At 71.0% G+C, this 18,319-nt stretch carries 19 protein-coding genes; 14 read left to right on the forward strand and 5 right to left on the reverse strand.

The features are described 5' to 3' along the window. Nucleotides 1-174: 174 nt before the first annotated feature. The 3 genes from BMZ82_RS19110 to BMZ82_RS40750 all read right to left on the reverse strand — a co-directional run bounded on the left by BMZ82_RS19110 (nucleotide 175) and on the right by BMZ82_RS40750 (nucleotide 3,175). The gene (locus BMZ82_RS19110; protein WP_093777355.1) at nucleotides 175-1,620 is read right to left on the reverse strand and encodes a sensor histidine kinase; all 1,446 of its coding nucleotides are present in this window, start codon (nucleotides 1,618-1,620) and stop codon (nucleotides 175-177) included. A gap of 180 nt (nucleotides 1,621-1,800) precedes the next feature. Continuing rightward, complete coding sequence (locus BMZ82_RS19115) at nucleotides 1,801-2,913, reverse strand: sensor histidine kinase (protein ID WP_371271267.1); 1,113 nt, start codon at nucleotides 2,911-2,913, stop codon at nucleotides 1,801-1,803. Nucleotides 2,914-2,962: 49 nt separating this feature from the next. Next, entirely contained in the window at nucleotides 2,963-3,175 is a 213-nt protein-coding gene (locus BMZ82_RS40750; RefSeq protein WP_177244558.1) for a hypothetical protein, read from the reverse strand. Nucleotides 3,176-3,339: 164 nt separating this feature from the next. On the opposite strand from BMZ82_RS40750, the gene BMZ82_RS19120 reads away from it, so the two are divergent. The 13 genes from BMZ82_RS19120 (at nucleotide 3,340) to BMZ82_RS19180 (ending at nucleotide 15,760) form a co-directional block, all read left to right on the forward strand. After that, on the forward strand, nucleotides 3,340-3,735 hold the full coding sequence (locus BMZ82_RS19120) for an NADH-quinone oxidoreductase subunit A (RefSeq protein WP_093777357.1): 396 nt from the start codon (nucleotides 3,340-3,342) through the stop codon (nucleotides 3,733-3,735). Continuing rightward, nucleotides 3,726-4,406, forward strand: a complete 681-nt coding sequence (locus BMZ82_RS19125) for an NADH-quinone oxidoreductase subunit B (protein WP_093777359.1) — start codon at nucleotides 3,726-3,728, stop codon at nucleotides 4,404-4,406. Before BMZ82_RS19120 ends, BMZ82_RS19125 begins: the two co-directional genes overlap by 10 nt. Continuing rightward, nucleotides 4,403-5,866, forward strand: a complete 1,464-nt coding sequence (locus BMZ82_RS19130) for an NADH-quinone oxidoreductase subunit C (protein ID WP_093777361.1) — start codon at nucleotides 4,403-4,405, stop codon at nucleotides 5,864-5,866. The genes BMZ82_RS19125 and BMZ82_RS19130 overlap by 4 nt, the downstream gene beginning before the upstream one ends. Beyond that, on the forward strand, nucleotides 5,863-6,831 hold the full coding sequence (locus tag BMZ82_RS19135; RefSeq protein ID WP_093777363.1) for a complex I subunit 1/NuoH family protein: 969 nt from the start codon (nucleotides 5,863-5,865) through the stop codon (nucleotides 6,829-6,831). The genes BMZ82_RS19130 and BMZ82_RS19135 overlap by 4 nt, the downstream gene beginning before the upstream one ends. A gap of 2 nt (nucleotides 6,832-6,833) precedes the next feature. Continuing rightward, nucleotides 6,834-7,394, forward strand: a complete 561-nt coding sequence (locus BMZ82_RS19140) for a NuoI/complex I 23 kDa subunit family protein (RefSeq protein WP_093777365.1) — start codon at nucleotides 6,834-6,836, stop codon at nucleotides 7,392-7,394. Further along, nucleotides 7,391-8,074, forward strand: coding sequence for an NADH-quinone oxidoreductase subunit J family protein (locus BMZ82_RS19145; protein WP_093777367.1), 684 nt, complete (start codon nucleotides 7,391-7,393; stop codon nucleotides 8,072-8,074). The genes BMZ82_RS19140 and BMZ82_RS19145 overlap by 4 nt, the downstream gene beginning before the upstream one ends. Then, entirely contained in the window at nucleotides 8,074-8,475 is a 402-nt protein-coding gene (gene nuoK / locus BMZ82_RS19150; protein WP_093777369.1) for an NADH-quinone oxidoreductase subunit NuoK, read from the forward strand. The genes BMZ82_RS19145 and nuoK overlap by 1 nt, the downstream gene beginning before the upstream one ends. Beyond that, nucleotides 8,472-10,466: an NADH-quinone oxidoreductase subunit 5 family protein gene (locus tag BMZ82_RS19155; RefSeq protein ID WP_093777371.1), complete on the forward strand. Its 1,995-nt coding sequence runs from the start codon at nucleotides 8,472-8,474 to the stop codon at nucleotides 10,464-10,466. Before nuoK ends, BMZ82_RS19155 begins: the two co-directional genes overlap by 4 nt. A 6-nt stretch (nucleotides 10,467-10,472) precedes the next feature. Further along, the gene (locus BMZ82_RS19160; RefSeq protein ID WP_093777373.1) at nucleotides 10,473-12,047 is read left to right on the forward strand and encodes a complex I subunit 4 family protein; all 1,575 of its coding nucleotides are present in this window, start codon (nucleotides 10,473-10,475) and stop codon (nucleotides 12,045-12,047) included. Further along, nucleotides 12,044-13,582 (forward strand): NADH-quinone oxidoreductase subunit N, encoded by a 1,539-nt coding sequence (locus BMZ82_RS19165; RefSeq protein ID WP_093777375.1) that lies wholly within the window; start codon nucleotides 12,044-12,046, stop codon nucleotides 13,580-13,582. The genes BMZ82_RS19160 and BMZ82_RS19165 overlap by 4 nt, the downstream gene beginning before the upstream one ends. A 204-nt stretch (nucleotides 13,583-13,786) precedes the next feature. Next, a complete protein-coding gene (gene htpX, locus BMZ82_RS19170) occupies nucleotides 13,787-14,647 on the forward strand; it encodes a zinc metalloprotease HtpX (protein WP_093777377.1) in 861 nt (286 codons plus the stop codon). Then, nucleotides 14,644-15,036: a YccF domain-containing protein gene (locus BMZ82_RS19175; protein ID WP_093777379.1), complete on the forward strand. Its 393-nt coding sequence runs from the start codon at nucleotides 14,644-14,646 to the stop codon at nucleotides 15,034-15,036. Before htpX ends, BMZ82_RS19175 begins: the two co-directional genes overlap by 4 nt. Before the next feature lie 133 nt (nucleotides 15,037-15,169). Then, on the forward strand, nucleotides 15,170-15,760 hold the full coding sequence (locus BMZ82_RS19180; protein ID WP_093777381.1) for an SMI1/KNR4 family protein: 591 nt from the start codon (nucleotides 15,170-15,172) through the stop codon (nucleotides 15,758-15,760). Nucleotides 15,761-15,892: 132 nt separating this feature from the next. Here the strand turns inward: BMZ82_RS19180 and BMZ82_RS19185 are convergent, their stop codons facing one another. Then, on the reverse strand, nucleotides 15,893-17,170 hold the full coding sequence (locus BMZ82_RS19185; RefSeq protein WP_093777383.1) for an APC family permease: 1,278 nt from the start codon (nucleotides 17,168-17,170) through the stop codon (nucleotides 15,893-15,895). Nucleotides 17,171-17,376: 206 nt separating this feature from the next. Between BMZ82_RS19185 and BMZ82_RS19190 the strand changes: the two genes are divergently transcribed. Further along, nucleotides 17,377-17,643, forward strand: a complete 267-nt coding sequence (locus tag BMZ82_RS19190) for a GlsB/YeaQ/YmgE family stress response membrane protein (RefSeq protein WP_093777385.1) — start codon at nucleotides 17,377-17,379, stop codon at nucleotides 17,641-17,643. A 99-nt stretch (nucleotides 17,644-17,742) separates the two neighbouring features. Here the strand turns inward: BMZ82_RS19190 and BMZ82_RS19195 are convergent, their stop codons facing one another. After that, entirely contained in the window at nucleotides 17,743-18,231 is a 489-nt protein-coding gene (locus BMZ82_RS19195) for a YajQ family cyclic di-GMP-binding protein (RefSeq protein WP_093777387.1), read from the reverse strand. Between the last annotated feature and the right edge of the window lie 88 nt (nucleotides 18,232-18,319).

Below are 18,319 nucleotides of genomic sequence, written 5' to 3' on the forward strand. Positions count from 1 at the left end.
CCCCCACCCACCCGCTGGGGGCGCCGCTCTAAGCGCCGGTCGGGTGTCTGCCTTTCAGCCCGTCCGGCGTTTGAGGACGAGGCCCCTTAAGGGCCGAAGCGGGGGTCTGGGGGCGGCAGCCCCCAGGGCAAGGATGGGAATGGGTAGGGGCGGCGGGGGCGAAAAACCCCACCCTCAAACCCCCTCCACCCGCCAGGGCAACTCCGCAGTCACCCGAGTAGGCCCCCCCACCGGCGAATCCACCACCAGAACCCCATCCACCGCATCCAACCGCCCCGCAAGCCCAGCCAACCCCGACCCTGACCCTGAACCCATCCCCGACCCCGCCCCTGACCCCACCCCCGACTCCAACCCCGGCCCCCCGCCGGAGGCCCCCGCTCCACCCACCCCGTCATCCACAACCTCCACCAACAACCGCTCCCCCACCCGCCACACATCCACCGAAGCCGACCGAGCCCCACTGTGCTTACTGACGTTCTGCAACAACTCCGAGACGGTGAAGTACGCGATCCCCTCGATCGCCGCCGCCGGCCGCTCCACCAGATCCACCTCCACCCGCACCGGCACCACACACCGCGAAGCCACCGCCGACAACGCCGCATCCAGCCCCCGGTCCGTCAACACCGCCGGATGAATCCCGCGAGCCAGATCCCGCAACTCCTGCAACGCCGTCTTCACCTCACCGTGCGCCTGGTCCACCATCCGCGCCGCCGCCCGCGGATCCTCCCGCAGTTTCTCCTTCGCCAGCCCCAGATCCATCGCCAGCGCCACCAACCGCGCCTGCGCCCCGTCATGCAGATCACGCTCGATACGCCGCAGATCAGCGGCCGCCGTGTCCACCACGACCCCCCGGTCCGACTCCAGCTCCACCACCCGCGCCCCCAGCGACGACGGCCCGAGCAGCCCGCGCACCAGCAGCCGGTCCACCGTCGTCAGCGCCCGCACGATCCACGGCGTGGCCAACGTGATCAACAGCCCCACCAACGCCGTCACGGCGATCTCGAACGGGTTGTCGAGGTAGACGCTGTGGTGCTGGTCGCCGTATAGCTGAAGCCCGCCCTGACCGCCGTACATCGGGAAGACCCAGAACCACAGCGGATACGTCAGCATGCTCCAGCCGAACGACCACACGGTCACGGCGACGCAGAAGGAGAACACCGCCCACGGGAACTGCAGCACCGCGTACAGCACGTTCCGCCACGACGTGCCGCTCTTCAGAACGGCGCCCATCCACGCCATCGGACCCCCGCCCGCCCGCACCCGCAGCGGCTCGGGGTCGGCGACCTCCAGCCCGAGCAGCCCGCGCGCCCGCGCCCGCTCCAGCGCCCCGAAGCCCCGGCAGGCGGCCAGCCCCGCCGCCAGCACCGGGATGCCGAGGAACGTCACCAGCAGCCCCGCGCCCAGCGACAGCATCGTGACCGCGAAGCAGAACAGCACGACGCCGATCGGCAGACCGAGCAGGACGTAGAGAAGCTCACCCCAGTGGCGCGCCGCGAACGGCTCCCGCACCCCCGCAGGCAACCGACGCGCCCGCCCGCCCGCAGGCCGACGCCGGTCAAACTCGCCGTAGCACTGCTCGTACTCCCCGTACTCCCCGTACTCCCCGTACTGCGTGGCCATCGACGCCGCCCGTTCTACTCATCCACTCGTCGGTCCCTGCTCATCTCGGAGCGGAGCTGTCAATCGATACCCCCAACCCTCCTAGGGGCAGACCACGAGGACCATGCGGTCCGTCGGCCTCTCGAAAGGGGGGTTTTCCCTACCTCACCCCTCACGCTCACCGGACCTCACCCCCCACGCTCACCGGCTCGAACCCTCCCCGGCCCCCCGATCCCGCCAGGGCAGTTCCGCGGTCACCGTCGTGGGACCCCCCACCGGCGACGCCACGACGAAGATCCCGTCGACGGCGTCCAGCCGCTCCGCCAGCCCCCGCAACCCCGACCCGCCGTCGAGCCGCGCCCCGCCCCGGCCGTCGTCCGCCACCTGGACGAGCAGCCGGTCGTCCGTACGCCACACGTCGACCGAAGCCGACCGCGCCCCGCTGTGCTTGCTGACGTTCTGCAGCAGCTCGGAGACGGTGAAGTAGGCGATGCCCTCGATGGCCTGCGCCGGTCGGGACGGCAGATCGGCGGTCACCTTCACCGGCACCGTGCAACGCGAGGCCACCGAGGACAGCGCCGCATCCAGCCCCCGATCGGTCAGGACGGCCGGATGGATCCCGCGCGCGAGGTCCCGCAACTCCTGCAACGCGAGCTTCACCTCACCGTGCGCCTCCTCCACCATCGCCGCCACGACGTCGTCGGCCTGCCCCTCCAGCAACTTCTCCTTCGCCAGCCCCAGCCCCATCGCCAGATTCACCAGCCGGGCCTGCGCCCCGTCGTGCAGATCACGCTCGATACGCCGCAGATCGGCCGCCGCCGTGTCCACCACGACCCCCCGGTCCGACTCCAGCTCCGCGATCCGCCGCTCCAACTCGTCGGAGGGGGACAGCAGCCCCCGCACCAACGCCCGGTCCACGTTGGTCAGCCCGCGCGCCAGGAACGGCAGCACCGGCCACAGCACGAACAGCGACGGGACGACCACACCGAACGTCAGCACCCCCCACGGCAGCCGGACCAGGTCGTACAGCACCGCGCGCCAGGCCACCGGATCCTTCAGCATCAGCCACATCCGCTGCACGAGACCGCCCGCCCTGCGCAGCGGCAACGGGCTCGGCTCGTCGATCCGCACCCCGAGCAGCCGACGCGCCCGCGCCCGCTCGAACCGCCCCATCAGCCGCGCCCCGGCCAACCCGAGCGCCAGCAACGGGAACCCGACCACGGTGACGGTCATCGCCGCCCCCGTGACGATCACCGCCATCACATAGGTGAACCCGATCAACGACATCGGCAGATTCAGCAGCAGATGCGCGATCTCCTTCCACGTCTGCGCGTCGTAGGCGAAACGAACGGCAGGCGGCCGATCACCACCGAAGGAGGAAGAGGCGGAGGAAGACGAGACCGAAGACGAGAACGAAGAGGAGGGCGAAGAGGAGGGCGAAGACGAGAACGAAGGGGAGGAAGAAGGAGAGGCAGAGGGAGACGAAAGTGGCCGAGAAGAGGAGGATGGCTGAGAGGAGGAGGCCTGGGAACCGGTCATATGGGCTAGCGTGCCGCCCCGCACGCCACCGCGCCATGAGGTCACCCGCCTCCCTCCCCTGGGGAAAACCCCCGTACCGAACCGGGAGGCGTGACGGGCTGCTTACCGCCCCTTTATCAGGGCCTAGACTCCCGTCCGTACAGATCGTCGAAGACACCGAGGTTGTCGAAGACGCTGAGGTCAGGGAGCAAGGGGGCGGACGTGCGGGAACCGACCGTCGAAGTCGCGGCGGACTACTTCCAGTCCTATTCCGTCGTCGGACTGCTCGCCGCCGTCGGCGTGCTGTTCGTCGCCGTCGCCTTCGGCGCGGGACGCCTGCTGCGCCCGGTGGTCCCCACCCCCGAGAAGCTCCTGACGTACGAGTGCGGCGTCGACCCGGTCGGCGAGGGCTGGGCCCATACCCAGGTCCGCTACTACGTCTACGCCTTCCTCTACGTGATCTTCGCCGTCGACTCGATCTTCCTCTTCCCCTGGGCGACGGTGTTCGCCCGAGACGGATACGGCGCGACGACGCTCGTAGAGATGTTCATCTTCCTCGGCTTCCTGACCGTGGGCCTGCTGTACGCATACAAGAAGGGCGTCCTGACATGGACGTGACCCCAGAAGCGACTTCCGAGGCCGTGGCTTCCTCGGAAGCAACGCCCGCCGAGCCGGTGCTGCTGCCCGAGCCGAAGCGCCTGGGCGTCCTGTCCCGCCTCGCCCCCGAACCGATGAAGGTGGTCCTGAACTGGGGCCGCCGCTACTCGCTCTGGGTCTTCAACTTCGGCCTCGCCTGCTGCGCGATCGAGTTCATCGCCGCGTCGATGGCCCGCCACGACTTCATCCGCCTCGGCGTGATCCCGTTCGCGCCCGGCCCCCGCCAGGCCGACCTGATGGTCGTCTCCGGCACGGTCACGGACAAGATGGCCCCGGCCGTGAAACGCCTCTACGAGCAGATGCCCGAGCCGAAGTACGTCATCTCCTTCGGTGCGTGCAGCAACTGCGGCGGCCCCTACTGGGACTCCTACTCCGTCACCAAGGGCGTCGACCAGATCATCCCGGTGGACGTCTACGTACCGGGCTGCCCCCCACGCCCGGAGGCGCTGCTCCAGGGCATCCTCAAACTCCAGGAAAAGATCGCCCGAGAGTCCCTGAACGAGCGCTACGCCCCCACCACGCCCCGCCCGTCAACAGCGGCACTACAGAGCGCCCTGGTACAACCACCCCCAGCCGAATCGTCTCCGTCTCTGTCTCCGTCTCCGTCGGCACCGGGGGAGGAGGGCCGATGACCACGATCGGCTGGCTCCCCGCCCCCGCCGAGGACCTCTTCGGCCCCGACACCACGGCCGAGGAGTCGTACGACGTCCTGACGGTCGACGTCCCCCCGACCTCCTGGACCGCCGCCCTGCGCGTCGCCCGCGACCGCCTGACCTGCACCTACTTCGACTGGCTGAGCGCGGTCGACGAACCCGGCACAGGCTTCCGCGTCTCGGCCCACGTCGTGGCCCTGTCCCCGGTCCGCCGCCTCCTTCTTCGTACGACGATCCCGCACGAGGCACCTTCCCTCGCCTCCGCCGTCGACGTCTACGCAGGCGCCGCCTGGCACGAACGCGAGACGCACGAAATGTTCGGCGTCACCTTCGACGGCCACCCCGCCCTGAACCACCTCCTCCTCCCGGACACCTTCGAAGGCCACCCCCTGCGCAAGGACTTCGTCCTGGCCGCCCGCGTAGCCAAGGCCTGGCCCGGCGCAAAGGAACCCGGCGAGTCCGAGCACGGCGGCCCCAAACGCCGCCAAATGCTCCCCCCAGGAGTCCCCGACCCCAACGAATGGGGCCCCCTGAAGGGTCAACTCCCCCCCGCCCCAACCCGCCCCACCCGAGCAACCCCAGCCGACCGCCCGTCCCGCCGCACACCATCACCCCAGCCCCCAACAACAACGACCCCACCCTCGGGAACCCCGGCCACCCCCCGCCGCACCCGAAGCGCAACCGCAGGCTCAGCATCACAACGAACGACGCCCACCGAGCCGACGCCCCCGCAGCCCCCGGCAGGCCCCCGCCGCGCCCGAAGCGCAGCCGCAGGCTCAGCATCACAACGAACACCAGCCACGGACCCCGCAGCTACCGAGGAAGCCGGCCAGGCCGGAAAGACTGGGCAAGCCGGGCAACCCGATGACGTCGCAGGAGCCGAGCCCGCCACGGACGCGAAGCGGACCGCTCCCGAGCCGACCCCGCAGCCCCCAGCGCCCCCGCGCCGCGCGCGCAGCGCCTCCCAGGGCTCGGCCTCCCAGCACACCCAGCCCCCGACGACCTCCCCCGACACCCCCACGCCCCCTCGAAGCGCCGACGCCCCGTGGCACCACGCCCGCCCAGCCTTCGACGAGCCGAAACCGGACTCGGAGCCGGAGCCGAAACCGGACTCGGAGCCGGAGCCGGAGTCGGTACCCGAACCGAGTGAGCAGCCCGAGCCGGAGCCAAAGCCGGAGCCGAAGCCCGGGCCCGCATCGGAAGCCCAGCCCAAGCCGCCCCCGCACCGGACCACGCCCGAGCAGCCGGCCACAGCCAAGAAGCCGTCGCCCACCGAAGGCACGGACGCCACGGACGCCACGGACGGCACCGAAGACCCGGCCGCCCCCGACACGGACCGCGCCCCCGACACGGACACCGCCCCCAACGACCCCGCAGCCCCCGGCCACCCCGCCCCCAACCGCCCCACCCCCAACGACCCCCCAGGAGGCCCGCAGTGAACGACGCTCTCGACGTCGCCCTGCGACTCCTGGTGGTCCTCGTCGTCTTCCTCACCTTCCCCCTGATCGTCGGTCAGGCCGAGCACAAGGTGATGGCCCACATGCAGGGCCGCCTGGGTCCGATGTACGCGGGCGGCTTCCACGGCTGGGCCCAACTCGTCGCGGACGGTGTGAAGTTCGCGCAGAAGGAGGACATCGTCCCCGCGGGCGCGGACCGCCGTATCTTCCAACTCGCCCCTGCCGTAGCCCTCCTCCCGTATCTCCTCGTCCTCCTCGCCATCCCCATCGGCCCGGGCGAGGGCGCCGTCGGCCAAGTCGTGGACGCGGGCATCTTCTTCGTGCTCGCCGTGATGGGCGTCGGTGTCCTCGGCTCTCTCATGGCCGGCTGGGCCAGTGCCAACAAGTTCTCCCTCCTCGGCGGACTGCGCACCGCCGCTCAACTCCTCGCCTACGAACTTCCGATGCTGCTCACGGCCGCCTCGGTCGCGATGGCGGCCGGCACGGTCTCCCTGCCCGGCATCGTCGACGCCTTCCAGTGGTGGTGGCTGCCCTGGCAGATCACCGGCGCGATCGTCTTCTTCGTCGCCGGCCTCGCCGAACTCCAGCGCCCGCCCTTCGACATGCCCGTCGCCGACACGGAGATCATCTTCGGCGCGTACACCGAGTACACCGGTCTGCGTTTCGCCCTCTTCCTCCTCGCCGAGTACGCCGGAATCGTCGTCCTGTGCGGCCTGACCACCGTCCTCTTCCTGGGCGGCTGGCACGGCCCCTGGGGCGCAGACGGCCTCGGCTGGGTCTGGACCCTCCTCAAGTCGGCCGTCCTCGCCTTCGTCGTGATCTGGCTCCGCGTCACCTACCCCCGGCTGCGCGAGGACCAGCTCCAGAAGTTCTCCTGGACCCTCCTCGTCCCCCTCTCCCTCGCCCAGATCGCCGTCACCGGCGTCGTCAAGGTGGTGATCCAGTAACCATGGCCCCCCTTCCCGGTAGTGGCCTCGCCAAAGGCCTGGCCGTCACCCTTCGTACGATGACGCGCAAGTCCGTCACCGCGCAGTACCCGGACGCCCAGCCCGACCTCCCGCCCCGCTCCCGAGGCGTGATCGGCCTGTTCGAGGAGAACTGCACGGTCTGCATGCTGTGCGCCCGTGAGTGCCCCGACTGGTGCATCTACATCGACTCCCACAAGGAGACGGTCCCGCCCGCCGCCCCGGGTGGCCGCGAGCGCAGCCGCAACGTCCTCGACCGCTTCGCCATCGACTTCGCCCTGTGCATGTACTGCGGTATCTGCATCGAGGTCTGTCCTTTCGACGCCCTGTTCTGGTCCCCGGAGTTCGAGTACGCCGAGACCGACATCCACGAACTCACCCACGAACGCGACAAGCTCCGCGAGTGGATGTGGACGGTCCCGGCTCCGCCCGCCCTCGACCCCGCCGCCGAGGAGCCGAAGGAGATCGCCGCCGCCCGCAAGACGGCCGAGAAGCTGGCGGCGGCCAAGGCCGAGCCGGACGAAGCCCAGGGAGGATCATCGTGACCCTCGCTCAGGCACCCCACGGCTTCCTCTCCCCGACCGGCGTGGAGATCGCCTTCCTCCTCGTCGGCCTGGTCACCTTCGGCGCCGCCCTCGTCACCGTCACCACCAGGCAACTGGTGCACGCCGCCCTGTGGCTCGTGGTCGCCCTCGGCGGCCTCGCCGTCGAGTACCTCCTGCTCACCGCCGAGTTCATCGCCTGGGTGCAGGTCCTCATCTATGTCGGTTCCGTCGTCGTGCTCCTCCTCTTCGGTCTGATGCTCACCAAGGCCCCCATCGGCCGCTCCCCGGACGCGGACTCCGGCAACCGCTGGGCCGCCCTCACGGTCGCCGTCGCCGCGGCCGCCGCCCTGGTCTGGGTGGTCGTCGACGCCTTCCGAGCCACCTGGATCGACCTGGACGGCCCCGCCGCCGGCTCCACCGAGGTCACCGGAGCGAGCCTCTTCCAGCACTGGGTCCTCCCCTTCGAGGCCCTCTCCGTCCTCCTCCTCGCGGCACTGGTCGGCGCGATCGTCCTGTCCCGCAAGGCGAAGGCGGAGCCGAGCTCTCCCCCCTTGAACTCCCGAACCACCACCAAGAGTTCCCCGCCGATCACAGAGAGTTCCGAAATTTTTGGGAACTCCTCCGCCGCCCCGGATCCGGAACCCGGGAAGAAGCCGGCCGAGCAGGAAGGCGCCCGCTGATGCACCTCGCCTATCCCGCCGTCCTCTCCGCCCTCCTCTTCTGCACCGGCCTGTACGGAGTCCTCGCCCGCCGCAACGCGATCCTGGTCCTGATGTCGGTCGAGCTGATGCTCAACGCCGTCAACCTCAACCTCGTCGCCTTCGACGTCTGGCTCAGCAAGGCAGCCGAGGAGACCCTGCACTCCGGCCAGGCCCTGACCCTGTTCACCATCGCCATCGCAGCCGCCGAGATCGGCATCGGCCTGGCGATCGTCCTCGCCGTCCACCGCAATCGCGGCACCGCGGACATCGACCGGCTCCGCGACACCGCCGAGGGCCACGAGAACCCCGCGGCCGACGGCCCCGACAGCGACACCACCGCGACCGGAACGGCCGCCGAGAAGGCTGAGGCCACCGCGTGACCACGACCACCCTCGCCCTTCTCGTCCCCCTCCTGCCGTTCCTGGGTGCCGCCGCCGGACTGCTCCTGGGCCGCACCGCCCCCGGATTCGTCCGCCCCCTGGCCGTCCTGCCGACCCTCGCCGCCCTCGCACTGGCCGCCGTCGTCGCCGTACGCCAGGGCGGGAACGCCGCCGTCGACGCGGCCACCGAGCTGACCCCCACCGGGTCCGTCCCGGTCGAACTCGCCCTGCACATCGACGGCTTCGCCGCCCTCGTCGCCGTCCTGGTCGGCCTGGTCGCCGCCTGCGTGCAGATCTACTCGACCGGCTATCTGCGCGAGGACCCGCGCTACCCCTCCTACGCCGCGCTCGTCTCCCTCTTCACCTCCGCGATGTTCGTGGTCGTCTACTCGGGCGACCTGATCGTGCTGTTGGTCGGCTGGGAAGTCATGGGCATCTGCTCCTACTTCCTGGTCGGCCACTACTGGGAGACCCCGGAGGCCCGCGCCGCCTCCATCAAGGCCTTCCTGGTCACCAAACTCGGCGACGTCCCCTTCCTCATCGGCCTGTTCGCCCTCGCCACCGACGCCAGCTCCTTCCGGATCACGAGGGTCCTCGGCGCCGTCGCCCACGGCGGACTCGACCACCCGACCCTCGTCGCCCTGCTGCTCCTCGCGGGCGTGGCCGGCAAGTCCGCGCAGTTCCCGCTGCACACCTGGCTCCCCGACGCGATGGCCGGCCCCACACCCGTCTCCGCGCTGATCCACGCCGCGACGATGGTCGCCGCCGGTGTCTACTTCATCGCCCGTCTCCTCCCGGTCTTCGAGGCGTCCTCGGCCGCGATGGTGGTCCTCGCCGCGATGGCCGCCGTCACGATGGTCGGCTCGGGCCTGGCCGCGCTCGCCCAGGACGACATCAAGCGCGTCCTCGCCTACTCGACGATGGGCCAGCTCGGCTACATGACCGGCGCCCTCGCCGTCGGCGACCGCGGTGCCGCCGTCTTCCACCTCCTGTCGCACGGCGCTTTCAAGGCGCTGCTGTTCCTCGCGGCCGGCGTGATCATCCACGCCGCCGGCACCAACTCACTGGCCGCCATGTCCCGCATGAGCCACCTGCGCGACCGCGTCCCCGACGCCTACTGGACGATGACCGTGGCGCTCCTCGCGCTCGCCGCGATCCCGCCGTTCAGCGGCTTCTTCTCCAAGGAGTCCGTCCTCGGCGCCGCCGAGCACGTCACCGCGGGCCACGCCGAGCACGCCCCCGGCGCCGCCGGCTGGCTCGTCCTCGTCGCGGGCCTGATCACCGCCCTTCTCACGGCCGCCTACGCGACCCGGCTGTGGCTGCTGGCCTTCCGCGGCCGGGGCGCCGAAGCCCCCGACCACGGCCGCCAGCCCCTGACCATGACCGTGGTGCTGTGGGTCCTGGCCGTCCCGTCCCTCGCCCTCGGCGGGCTCGCCTACCGCACCCTCCCCGACTGGTTCGACGGCAACGACCTCGCACCCACCCTCACCACCTCCGTCCTCGGCACGGGCGTGGCCCTGGCCGGCGCACTCCTCGCGTACGCCGCCTGGCGCCACCTCGCCGGGCTCGCCGCCCGCGTCCCCATGGGCGCGGTCGCCGCCCACCCCGAGGGCGACGCCGCCCACGTCGAGGCCGAGGCCATCGCGACGCACGCGCCCGCCTACGGAGCCGTGGCCTCCGCCCCCGACCCGGCGGACCCCGGACGGCTCCTGCTCGGCCCGCTGCACCGCCACGCGGCCGTCGGCTTCCACGTCGACGCCGCCTACCAGGCGCTGTTCGTCCGCCCCGTCCAGGCCGCCGCGAGCCTCGTACGGTTCCTCGACCGCGAGGTCGTCGACACCTACGTACGCGGCGCGGGCACCCTGCCGCGCTGGCTGGGGGCCGCCGTACGGCGCGCCCAGACCGGCAACGTCCAGACCTATGTGAGCGCGCTGCTCGCCGGCACCGTCGTCCTGGCGGTCGCCGCCCTTCTCGTCGCCTCGGGAGCGTGAGCAGGCGTGATCGATATCAACGAGTCCGTGATGCAGGTCCTTCTGGCGTTCATCGTCGTCGGCCCGCTCCTCGGCGCCGCCGCCGCTCTCCTGCCGGCCCCGCCCGGGCTGAAGGGGAAGTCACCCGAGCAGGCCGTGCTGCGGCACGGCGTGACCGTGACCGGCGTGATCCTCGTCGCCGCGATCGCCCTCACGCTCGGCTTCGACCACGACCATCCGTCGAAGATGCAGGCCAGCACGGACATCAACTGGATCCCCGCACTCGACGTGCGCATCCACCTCGGCATCGACGGCATCTCCCTCCCCCTCGTGGTCCTGACCGCGCTGCTGACCTTTCTCTGCGCGCTCTACTCCTACTTCAAGATGCCTGCGGGCCCGTCCCCGAAGGCTTTCGTCGCGCTCGTGCTCGTGCTCGAGTCCGGCACCCTCGCGACCTTCACCGTCCTCGACCTGCTGCTGTTCTTCCTCGCCTTCGAGACGGTCCTCGTCCCGATGTACTTCCTCATCGCCCGCTGGGGCGGCGCGGGCCGGACCCAGGCGGCCTGGAAGTTCATCCTCTTCACGCTGCTCGGATCCGTGGTCATGCTGCTCGGCCTGCTCCTGATCGGCGTCAAGGCGGGCACGTTCGACATGATGGCACTCGCCACTGACAACGGCCGGTCGCTGACCACATCCGTGCAGGTCATCGCCGTTCTGGCGATCGGGATCGGGCTCGCGGTCAAGACCCCGATGTGGCCCCTGCACAGTTGGCTGCCCGACGCCCACACCGCCGCCCCGACCGTCGGCTCGGTCCTGCTGGCCGGCGTGATGCTGAAAATGGGTACGTACGGGTTCGTCCGGATTCTCCTCCCGGTCGCGCCCGACGGCTTCCGCGTCTTCGCGCCCTACCTCGCCGCCTTCGCCGTCGTCGGGATCATCTACGGATCCCTGGCCTGCCTGGCCCTCGCCAAGCAGGGCGCGAAGGGCGACCTCAAGCGCCTGATCGCCTACTCCTCCGTCGGCCACATGGGCTTCGTCCTGCTCGGCATCGCCACCATGACTGCGACCGGCGTGAACGGCGCCCTGTTCGCCAACATCGCCCACGGCCTCATCACCGGCCTCCTGTTCTTCCTCGTCGGAGCCCTGAAGGACCGCACCGGCACGACCGACCTGGACACCCTCGCCGAGCAGACCGGCGCCGCGCTGTACGGCAGGACGCCCCGCCTCGGCGGCCTCCTCGCCTTCGCCGCCGTCGCCTCGCTCGGCCTGCCGGGCCTCGCCGGGTTCTGGGGCGAGATGCTGGCCCTGTTCGGCGCCTTCGACCCCGCCGCCGACCTCAGCCGCCCCGCCTTCCTCACCTTCATGGCGATCGCCGCGTTCGGCACCCTGCTGACGGCCGCCTACCTGCTCGTCGTGGTCCGCCGCGTCTGCATGGGCGTCGTCCCGCACGACGCCCCGCGCCTCGCCGACGTACAGACCTACGAGTTCGCGGCCTGGACGCCGCTCGTCGCCCTCACCGTCGTCGCCGGCCTGTGGCCGAGGGCCCTCCTCGGCCTGACCGACCCGGCCGTGCAACAGCTCCTCGCAGGAGGCACCCGATGAGCTCCCTGGCCCCGCCGACGGCCGCCCAGGCCCTGGCCGATTCGGTGGTCCAGTCCGTCGACTGGCAGGCCATCGCGCCGCCCACCCTCGCGGCGGTCGTCGCGCTCGTCGTCCTCGTCGCCGACCTCTTCGTCGGCGACGCCCGCAAGCCGCTCCTCGGCTGGCTCTCCGTCGCGGGCCTCGCGGCCTCCACGGCCCTCCTCCTGCCCCTCCTGGACGGCGACCACTCCACCTTCTGCCTCACCGGCGACCCGAGCGCGTGCAGCTACACCGCCGACCGCTTCACCCTGGTCATCCAGTTCCTGGTGCTCGGGGGAGCGCTGCTGTCGGCCCTTCTGTCGGTCACCGCCCTGAAGGACGCGCGCGGGAGACTCCCCGAAGGGGAGTTCTGGTTCCTGCTGCTGTCCTCCGCCGCCGGCGCCGCCCTGCTGCCCGCATCCCGCGACCTCGCCACCCTCGTCGTCGCCCTGGAGGTCGCCTCCCTGCCCGCCTTCGCCCTCGTCGGCATCCGGCACGGCGACCGCCGGTCCTCCGAGGCGGCCCTGAAGTTCTTCCTGTCGTCCGTCACGGCGACCACCGTCAGCCTCCTGGGCATCAGTTTCGTGTACGCGACAACCGGAACCCTGTACCTCACCCAGGTGGCCGACCGCATCCAGCACGTCGACGGCCAACTGCACACCCTGGCCCAGACCGGCGTGGTCCTCACCCTCATCGGCTTCGCCTTCAAGACGGCCGCCGTCCCCTTCCACTTCTGGGTCCCCGACACCTACGTCGGCGCCCCCCTGCCCATCGCCGCCTACCTGTCGGTCGTCGGCAAGACGGTCGGCTTCTCCGGCCTCATCCTCGTCACCGTCATCGGCTTCCCCTCGTACGCCGACGTCTGGGGCCCCGCCCTCGCCGCGCTGGCTGCCCTCACCATGACCGTCGGCAACGTCGGCGCACTGCGCCAGCACGCCACGCGCGCGTACAGCGCCGTACGCCTCCTCGCCTGGTCCTCCGTCGGCCAGGCCGGCTACCTCCTCGTACCGATCGCCGCCGCCGCGTACTCCGACGACGCCGAGCACGCCATCGGCTCCACCGTCGCGTACGCCCTCATGTACGCCGCCGTGAACCTCGGCGCCTTCGCGGTGGCCGCCCTGGTGGGCCGTACGAGCACCACGAACCGGATCTCGGACTACCGGGGCCTGTACGCCAGAAACCCCCTGGCAGCCCTCCTGCTGGCCTTCTTCCTGCTCTGCCTCGCGGGCCTGCCGCCGGGCATCATCGGCCTCTTCGCGAAGGTCACCGTCTTCGCGGCGGCCGTCGACGCGGGCCTGGGCTGGCTCGCCGTCGTCATGGCCGTCAACGTGGTGATCGCCCTGTACTACTACCTCCAGTGGACGGCCCTCCTCTTCCGCGCCCCCGAGGGCGAACCGGAGAAGCACCGCGTCCCCGCCCCCCTCACCGCCGCGATCGCCCTCACCGCGGCCCTCGGCATCGCCCTGTCCGGAGCACCCCAACTGGTCCTGCGCTTCGCCGGCACCGGCCTCTTCTGAGCCCTCACGCGCGCGTACGCCCCCCGTCCTCACCCGGACGGCCCACGCCCCGGCCCGCACGCACAAGGGAACTAGTGCCTCCCGCCTGGCGTTGACCAGTACGGGAGGGTGCACTGGAGGCGACACCACGACACCAGTGCCACCGGAGAACAGCAAGATCCGCAAGCAAAGGGTTCCCCTGCTGCACGACTTGGAGGGCGTACCGTGCACCGCCGGCACAACGGGCTCAGGACCGCAGTACTCCTCGGGGGGCTGTCGGCGCTCATCATCGTCATCGGCAGCTTCTTCGGCCGCACGGGGCTCGTGGTCGCGGTCCTGATCGCGCTCGGCACCAACGCGTACGCGTACTGGAACAGCGACAAACTGGCGCTACGCGCGATGCGCGCCCGCCCGGTGAGCGAGTTCGAGGCCCCCGCCCTCTACCGGATGGTCCGCGAGCTCTCCACCCAGGCCCGCCAGCCCATGCCCCGCCTCTACATCTCCCCGACCGAAGCCCCCAACGCCTTCGCGACCGGCCGCAACCCGCGCAACGCCGCCGTGTGCTGCACCGACGGCATCCTGCGCCTCCTGGACGAGCGCGAACTGCGCGGCGTCATCGGCCATGAGCTCAGCCACGTCTACAACCGGGACATCCTCATCTCCTCGGTCGCCGGCGCGCTCGCCTCCGTGATCATGTTCCTGGTCAACTTCGCCTGGCTGATCCCGATCGGCCGCTCCGACGACGATGACGGCCCCGGCATCCTCGGCATGCTCCTGATCATGATCCTGGGCCCGCTCGCCGCAAGCGTCATCCAACTCGCCATCAGCCGCTCCCGGGAGTACGAGGCGGACGCCTCCGGCGCCCAGCTCACCGGCGACCCGCTGGCCCTCGCGAGCGCGCTGCGCAAACTGGAGACGGGCACCAAGCAGCTTCCGCTGCCCCCGGAGCCCCGCATCGAGACCGCGAGCCACATGATGATCGCCAACCCCTTCCGCCCAGGCCAGGGAATCTCCAAGATGTTCTCGACACACCCGCCGATGGCGGACCGTATCGCCCGGCTCGAGAAAATGGCAGGCCCCCAGTGAAGACCATCCTCAACGTCATCTGGCTGATCCTGAGCGGCTTCTGGCTGTTCCTCGGCTACCTGCTCGCGGGCGTGCTGCTCTGCATCACGATCATCGGCATTCCCTTCGGCATCGCCGCCTTCCGTATCGGGATGTACGCCCTCTGGCCCTTCGGCTACACCACGGTCGAGCGGCGCGACGCGGGCGCACCCTCCTGTCTGGGCAACGTGCTCTGGCTGGTGCTCGCCGGCTGGTGGCTGGCCATCGGCCACATCGTCACCGGCTTCCTCCTCTGCCTGACCATCATCGGAATCCCGTTCGGCATCGCGAACTTCAAGCTCATTCCCGTCTCGCTGTTCCCGCTGGGCCGCGAAATCGTGCGCTCCGACCAGCCGTTCGCCTCGCGCTGACGGCACCGGTCCGACGCGCTCGTCGTCCGCCACCAGTCCGCCGGTCGGGGTTCCTGGGCGGCCCGGTTGTCCACAACGGGCGAGTTATCCACAGGCCCGCCCGATTGTCAGTGGCGGCTTGCATCATGAACGCATGACCGAGAACGAGCAGTTGCTGGCGAGGCTGGCGGCCAAGGCGGCCACCACCCGCCCGTGGGGCCGCCCTTCGCTCCCCGACCCTGTGGACAAAGCCACCCTGGCCCGAGCCGAGGCCGCCCTCGGCTTCCGCCTGCCCGCACTGCTCGCCGACCTCTACCTGCGTATAGGAGACGGCGGATTCGGCCCGGAGTACGGCCTGCTGCCCCTGCTCGACAGCCCTCCGGCCGGCGAACCCGCCGCCGTCACCCAGTACCTCGCCAACCGCGAGAGCGGCCGCCAGGACCCCGACTGGCCCTGGCCGGAGGGCGTCCTGCCGATATCCCACTGGGGCTGCGCCATGTACGCGTGCGTGGACTGCCACTCCCCACAGGCGACGGTCCTGCTCTTCGAACCGAACCCGGGCGACCCCGACCGCGACTGGTTCGTCGACGCCCCCGGCCTCACGGACTGGCTGCACGCCTGGCTCGACGGCACCGGCTGGTACGACACCATGGACGACGACCTGAGCCCGACCCCCTGGACCGAGTTCCGCATACGCACGTCGGCGACCCGGCTCCCGTCGCCGCAGAAGGCACCGACACGGTAGATGCGGCACGTGCGCGGCAGCAGCCGGTTGCCGGTCGCGTGTTGATCGGCGGCCCTCCACCGTCGTACGGGATGCTGCGTATCCGGCCCTGCCCCCGCCCGCGCAGCGCGCTTCCCCGCCGCCGCCGTACGGCTATCGCGCGCCCGCCCGCCTCCGCCGTACCCCGTACGCGACCACGCCCACAGCCAGCACCCCCGCCCCCACCACCACCGAAGTCCACGGCAGCGCGAACGCGAGGACCACGCAGCCCAGGAGTCCCACCGCGGGCAGCGCCCGCTGTGCCGGGGCCGAACCCAGCGTCCAGGCCGACGCGTTGGCCACCGCGTAGTACGCCAGCACACCGAAGGAGGAGAACCCGATCGCGCCCCGCACGTCCACCGTGGCGGCCAGGACCGCGACCACCGCGCCCACGGCGAGCTCGGCCCGGTGCGGTACCCGGAAGCGCGGATGGACGGCCGACAGGGCGCCGGGCAGGTACCCGTCCCTCGCCATCGCCAGCGTCGTGCGCGAGACGCCCAGGACGAGGGCGAGCAGCGAGCCCAGCGCGGCCACGGCGGCCCCGACCCGCACCACCGGCACCAGAGCGGGCACTCCCGCCGCCCGCACCGCGTCGGCCAGCGGCGCGCCCGCCGACCCGAGACCGTCCGCTCCCAGCACGGAAAGGACAGCGACCGCCACACACGCGTACACGGCCAGCGTGATGCCCAGGGCCAGCGGGATCGCGCGGGGGATGGTGCGCGCCGGATCCCGCACCTCCTCGCCGAGGGTCGCGATGCGCGCGTACCCGGCGAAGGCGAAGAACAGCAGACCGGCCGCCTGCAGCACCCCGCCGACGCCCCCGGAGACCCCGATGTCCAGCCGCCCCGCCTCGGAGGCGTCGGACCCCAGGCACACGACCACCACGGAAGCGAGGACCGCCAGGACCACCGTCACGATCGTCCGCGTCAGCCAGGCCGACTTCTGGATGCCGCCGTAGTTCACCGCGGTCAGCGCCACCACCGCCGCGACCGCCACCGCGTGCGCCTGCCCCGGCCAGACGTACGCCCCGACCGTCAGCGCCATCGCCGCACAGGAGGCCGTCTTCCCGACCACGAACGACCAGCCCGCCAGATACCCCCAGAACGCGCTGAGCCGCTCGCGCCCGTACACGTACGTGCCGCCCGAGGCCGGATACAGCGCGGCGAGTCGCGCCGACGACATGGCGTTGCAGTAGGCGACGACAGCGGCGAGCGCGAGTCCGAGCAGCAGTCCGGAGCCCGCGGCGTGCGCGGCGGGAGCGAGCGCGGCGAAGACGCCGGCACCGATCATCGAGCCGAGCCCGACGACCACGGCGTCGCCGACGCCCAGCGTCCGCCGCAGCTCGGAGGGCGGCCCGGCAGAGGATCCGGCGGCCGGTCCGGACTGTGTCATGGTCCGCACCCTACTGACCGACGGAACCGCCGGGTGCCGTCGAGGCGTCGTCCTGATCAACACGGCACGAACCCGCGTGCCACGAAGGGCGCGGGGCGCGCGTGGCGCGTCGAGACGAGCAGACGAGCACGGTCCGTCCGTCCGGAGCGAGCGACATCACACTGCCCGGACAGCACGGGCACAGCACGGAAGGGCAGGTTCAGGGCATGGGCATCGTCAGTTGGATCATCCTGGGGCTGTTGGCCGGAGTCATCGCCAAGGTCCTGCTGCCGGGGCGGGACCCGGGCGGCTTCATCGGCACGACCCTCATCGGCGTCGCAGGCGCGTTCATCGGCGGCTGGATATCGGCCCGCTGGCTGGACCACCCCATCACCAAGGACTTCTACGACGGCGCCACCTGGGCCTCGGCGATCGGCGGTTCGCTGGTGCTCCTGATCATCTACCGCCTGCTGTTCGGCAACTCGCGAGACTGAGCGCGGTCCTGAACGCAGCCCCGGGCGTGGCCGGGAGGCCTGAAGGGGACCAGAAGGGGACCAGAAGGGTGGGCACCCGTCGGGCGCCCACCCGGCCGACTACCGGTAGTTCACGAACTGCAGCGCGAAGTCGAAGTCCTGGCCCTTGAGCAGGGCGATGATGGTCTGCAGGTCATCGCGGCTCTTGGAGCTGACCCGCAGTTCCTCGCCCTGCACCTGGGCCTTCACGCCCTTGGGGCCCTCGTCGCGGATGAGCTTGGCGACCTTCTTCGCGTTGTCCTGGGAGATGCCCTCCTTGATCTCCGCGAAGAGCTTGTACTCCTTGCCGGAGAGCTGGGGCTCGCCCGCCTCCAGCGCCTTCAGCGAGATCCCGCGCTTGATCAGCTTGGACTGGAAGACGTCGAGGACGGCGTTCACCCGGTCCTCGGAGTTCGCCTCCATCAGGATCTTGTCACCGGACCACGAGATCGAGGCGCCGACGCCCTTGAAGTCGTAGCGCTGCGAGATCTCCTTGGCGGCCTGGTTGAGGGCGTTGTCGACCTCCTGCCGCTCGACCTTCGAGACGATGTCGAAACTGGAGTCGGCCATGTCCTGTGGCTCCTTGTATCAGGGTGCGTGTCGGGTGCGTATCGGCGTACGTGGGGTGAGCGCCGAGCCCGGCGTGAGCCCGGGCCGC

Source organism: Streptomyces sp. yr375 (genome assembly GCF_900110755.1).
Taxonomy (GTDB): Bacteria; Actinomycetota; Actinomycetes; order Streptomycetales; family Streptomycetaceae; genus Streptomyces.

Coding starts and splice junctions, on each gene's coding strand:
- BMZ82_RS19130 (WP_093777361.1), top strand. CDS start 4,403: ATGACCACGATCGGCTGGCTCCCCGCCCCCGCCGAGGACCTCTTCGGC.
- BMZ82_RS19195 (WP_093777387.1), bottom strand. CDS start 18,231: ATGGCCGACTCCAGTTTCGACATCGTCTCGAAGGTCGAGCGGCAGGAG.
- BMZ82_RS40750 (WP_177244558.1), bottom strand. CDS start 3,175: ATGGCGCGGTGGCGTGCGGGGCGGCACGCTAGCCCATATGACCGGTTC.
- BMZ82_RS19180 (WP_093777381.1), top strand. CDS start 15,170: ATGACCGAGAACGAGCAGTTGCTGGCGAGGCTGGCGGCCAAGGCGGCC.
- BMZ82_RS19125 (WP_093777359.1), top strand. CDS start 3,726: ATGGACGTGACCCCAGAAGCGACTTCCGAGGCCGTGGCTTCCTCGGAA.
- BMZ82_RS19110 (WP_093777355.1), bottom strand. CDS start 1,620: ATGGCCACGCAGTACGGGGAGTACGGGGAGTACGGGGAGTACGAGCAG.
- BMZ82_RS19190 (WP_093777385.1), top strand. CDS start 17,377: ATGGGCATCGTCAGTTGGATCATCCTGGGGCTGTTGGCCGGAGTCATC.
- BMZ82_RS19185 (WP_093777383.1), bottom strand. CDS start 17,170: ATGACACAGTCCGGACCGGCCGCCGGATCCTCTGCCGGGCCGCCCTCC.
- nuoK (WP_093777369.1), top strand. CDS start 8,074: ATGCACCTCGCCTATCCCGCCGTCCTCTCCGCCCTCCTCTTCTGCACC.
- BMZ82_RS19165 (WP_093777375.1), top strand. CDS start 12,044: ATGAGCTCCCTGGCCCCGCCGACGGCCGCCCAGGCCCTGGCCGATTCG.
- BMZ82_RS19140 (WP_093777365.1), top strand. CDS start 6,834: ATGGCCCCCCTTCCCGGTAGTGGCCTCGCCAAAGGCCTGGCCGTCACC.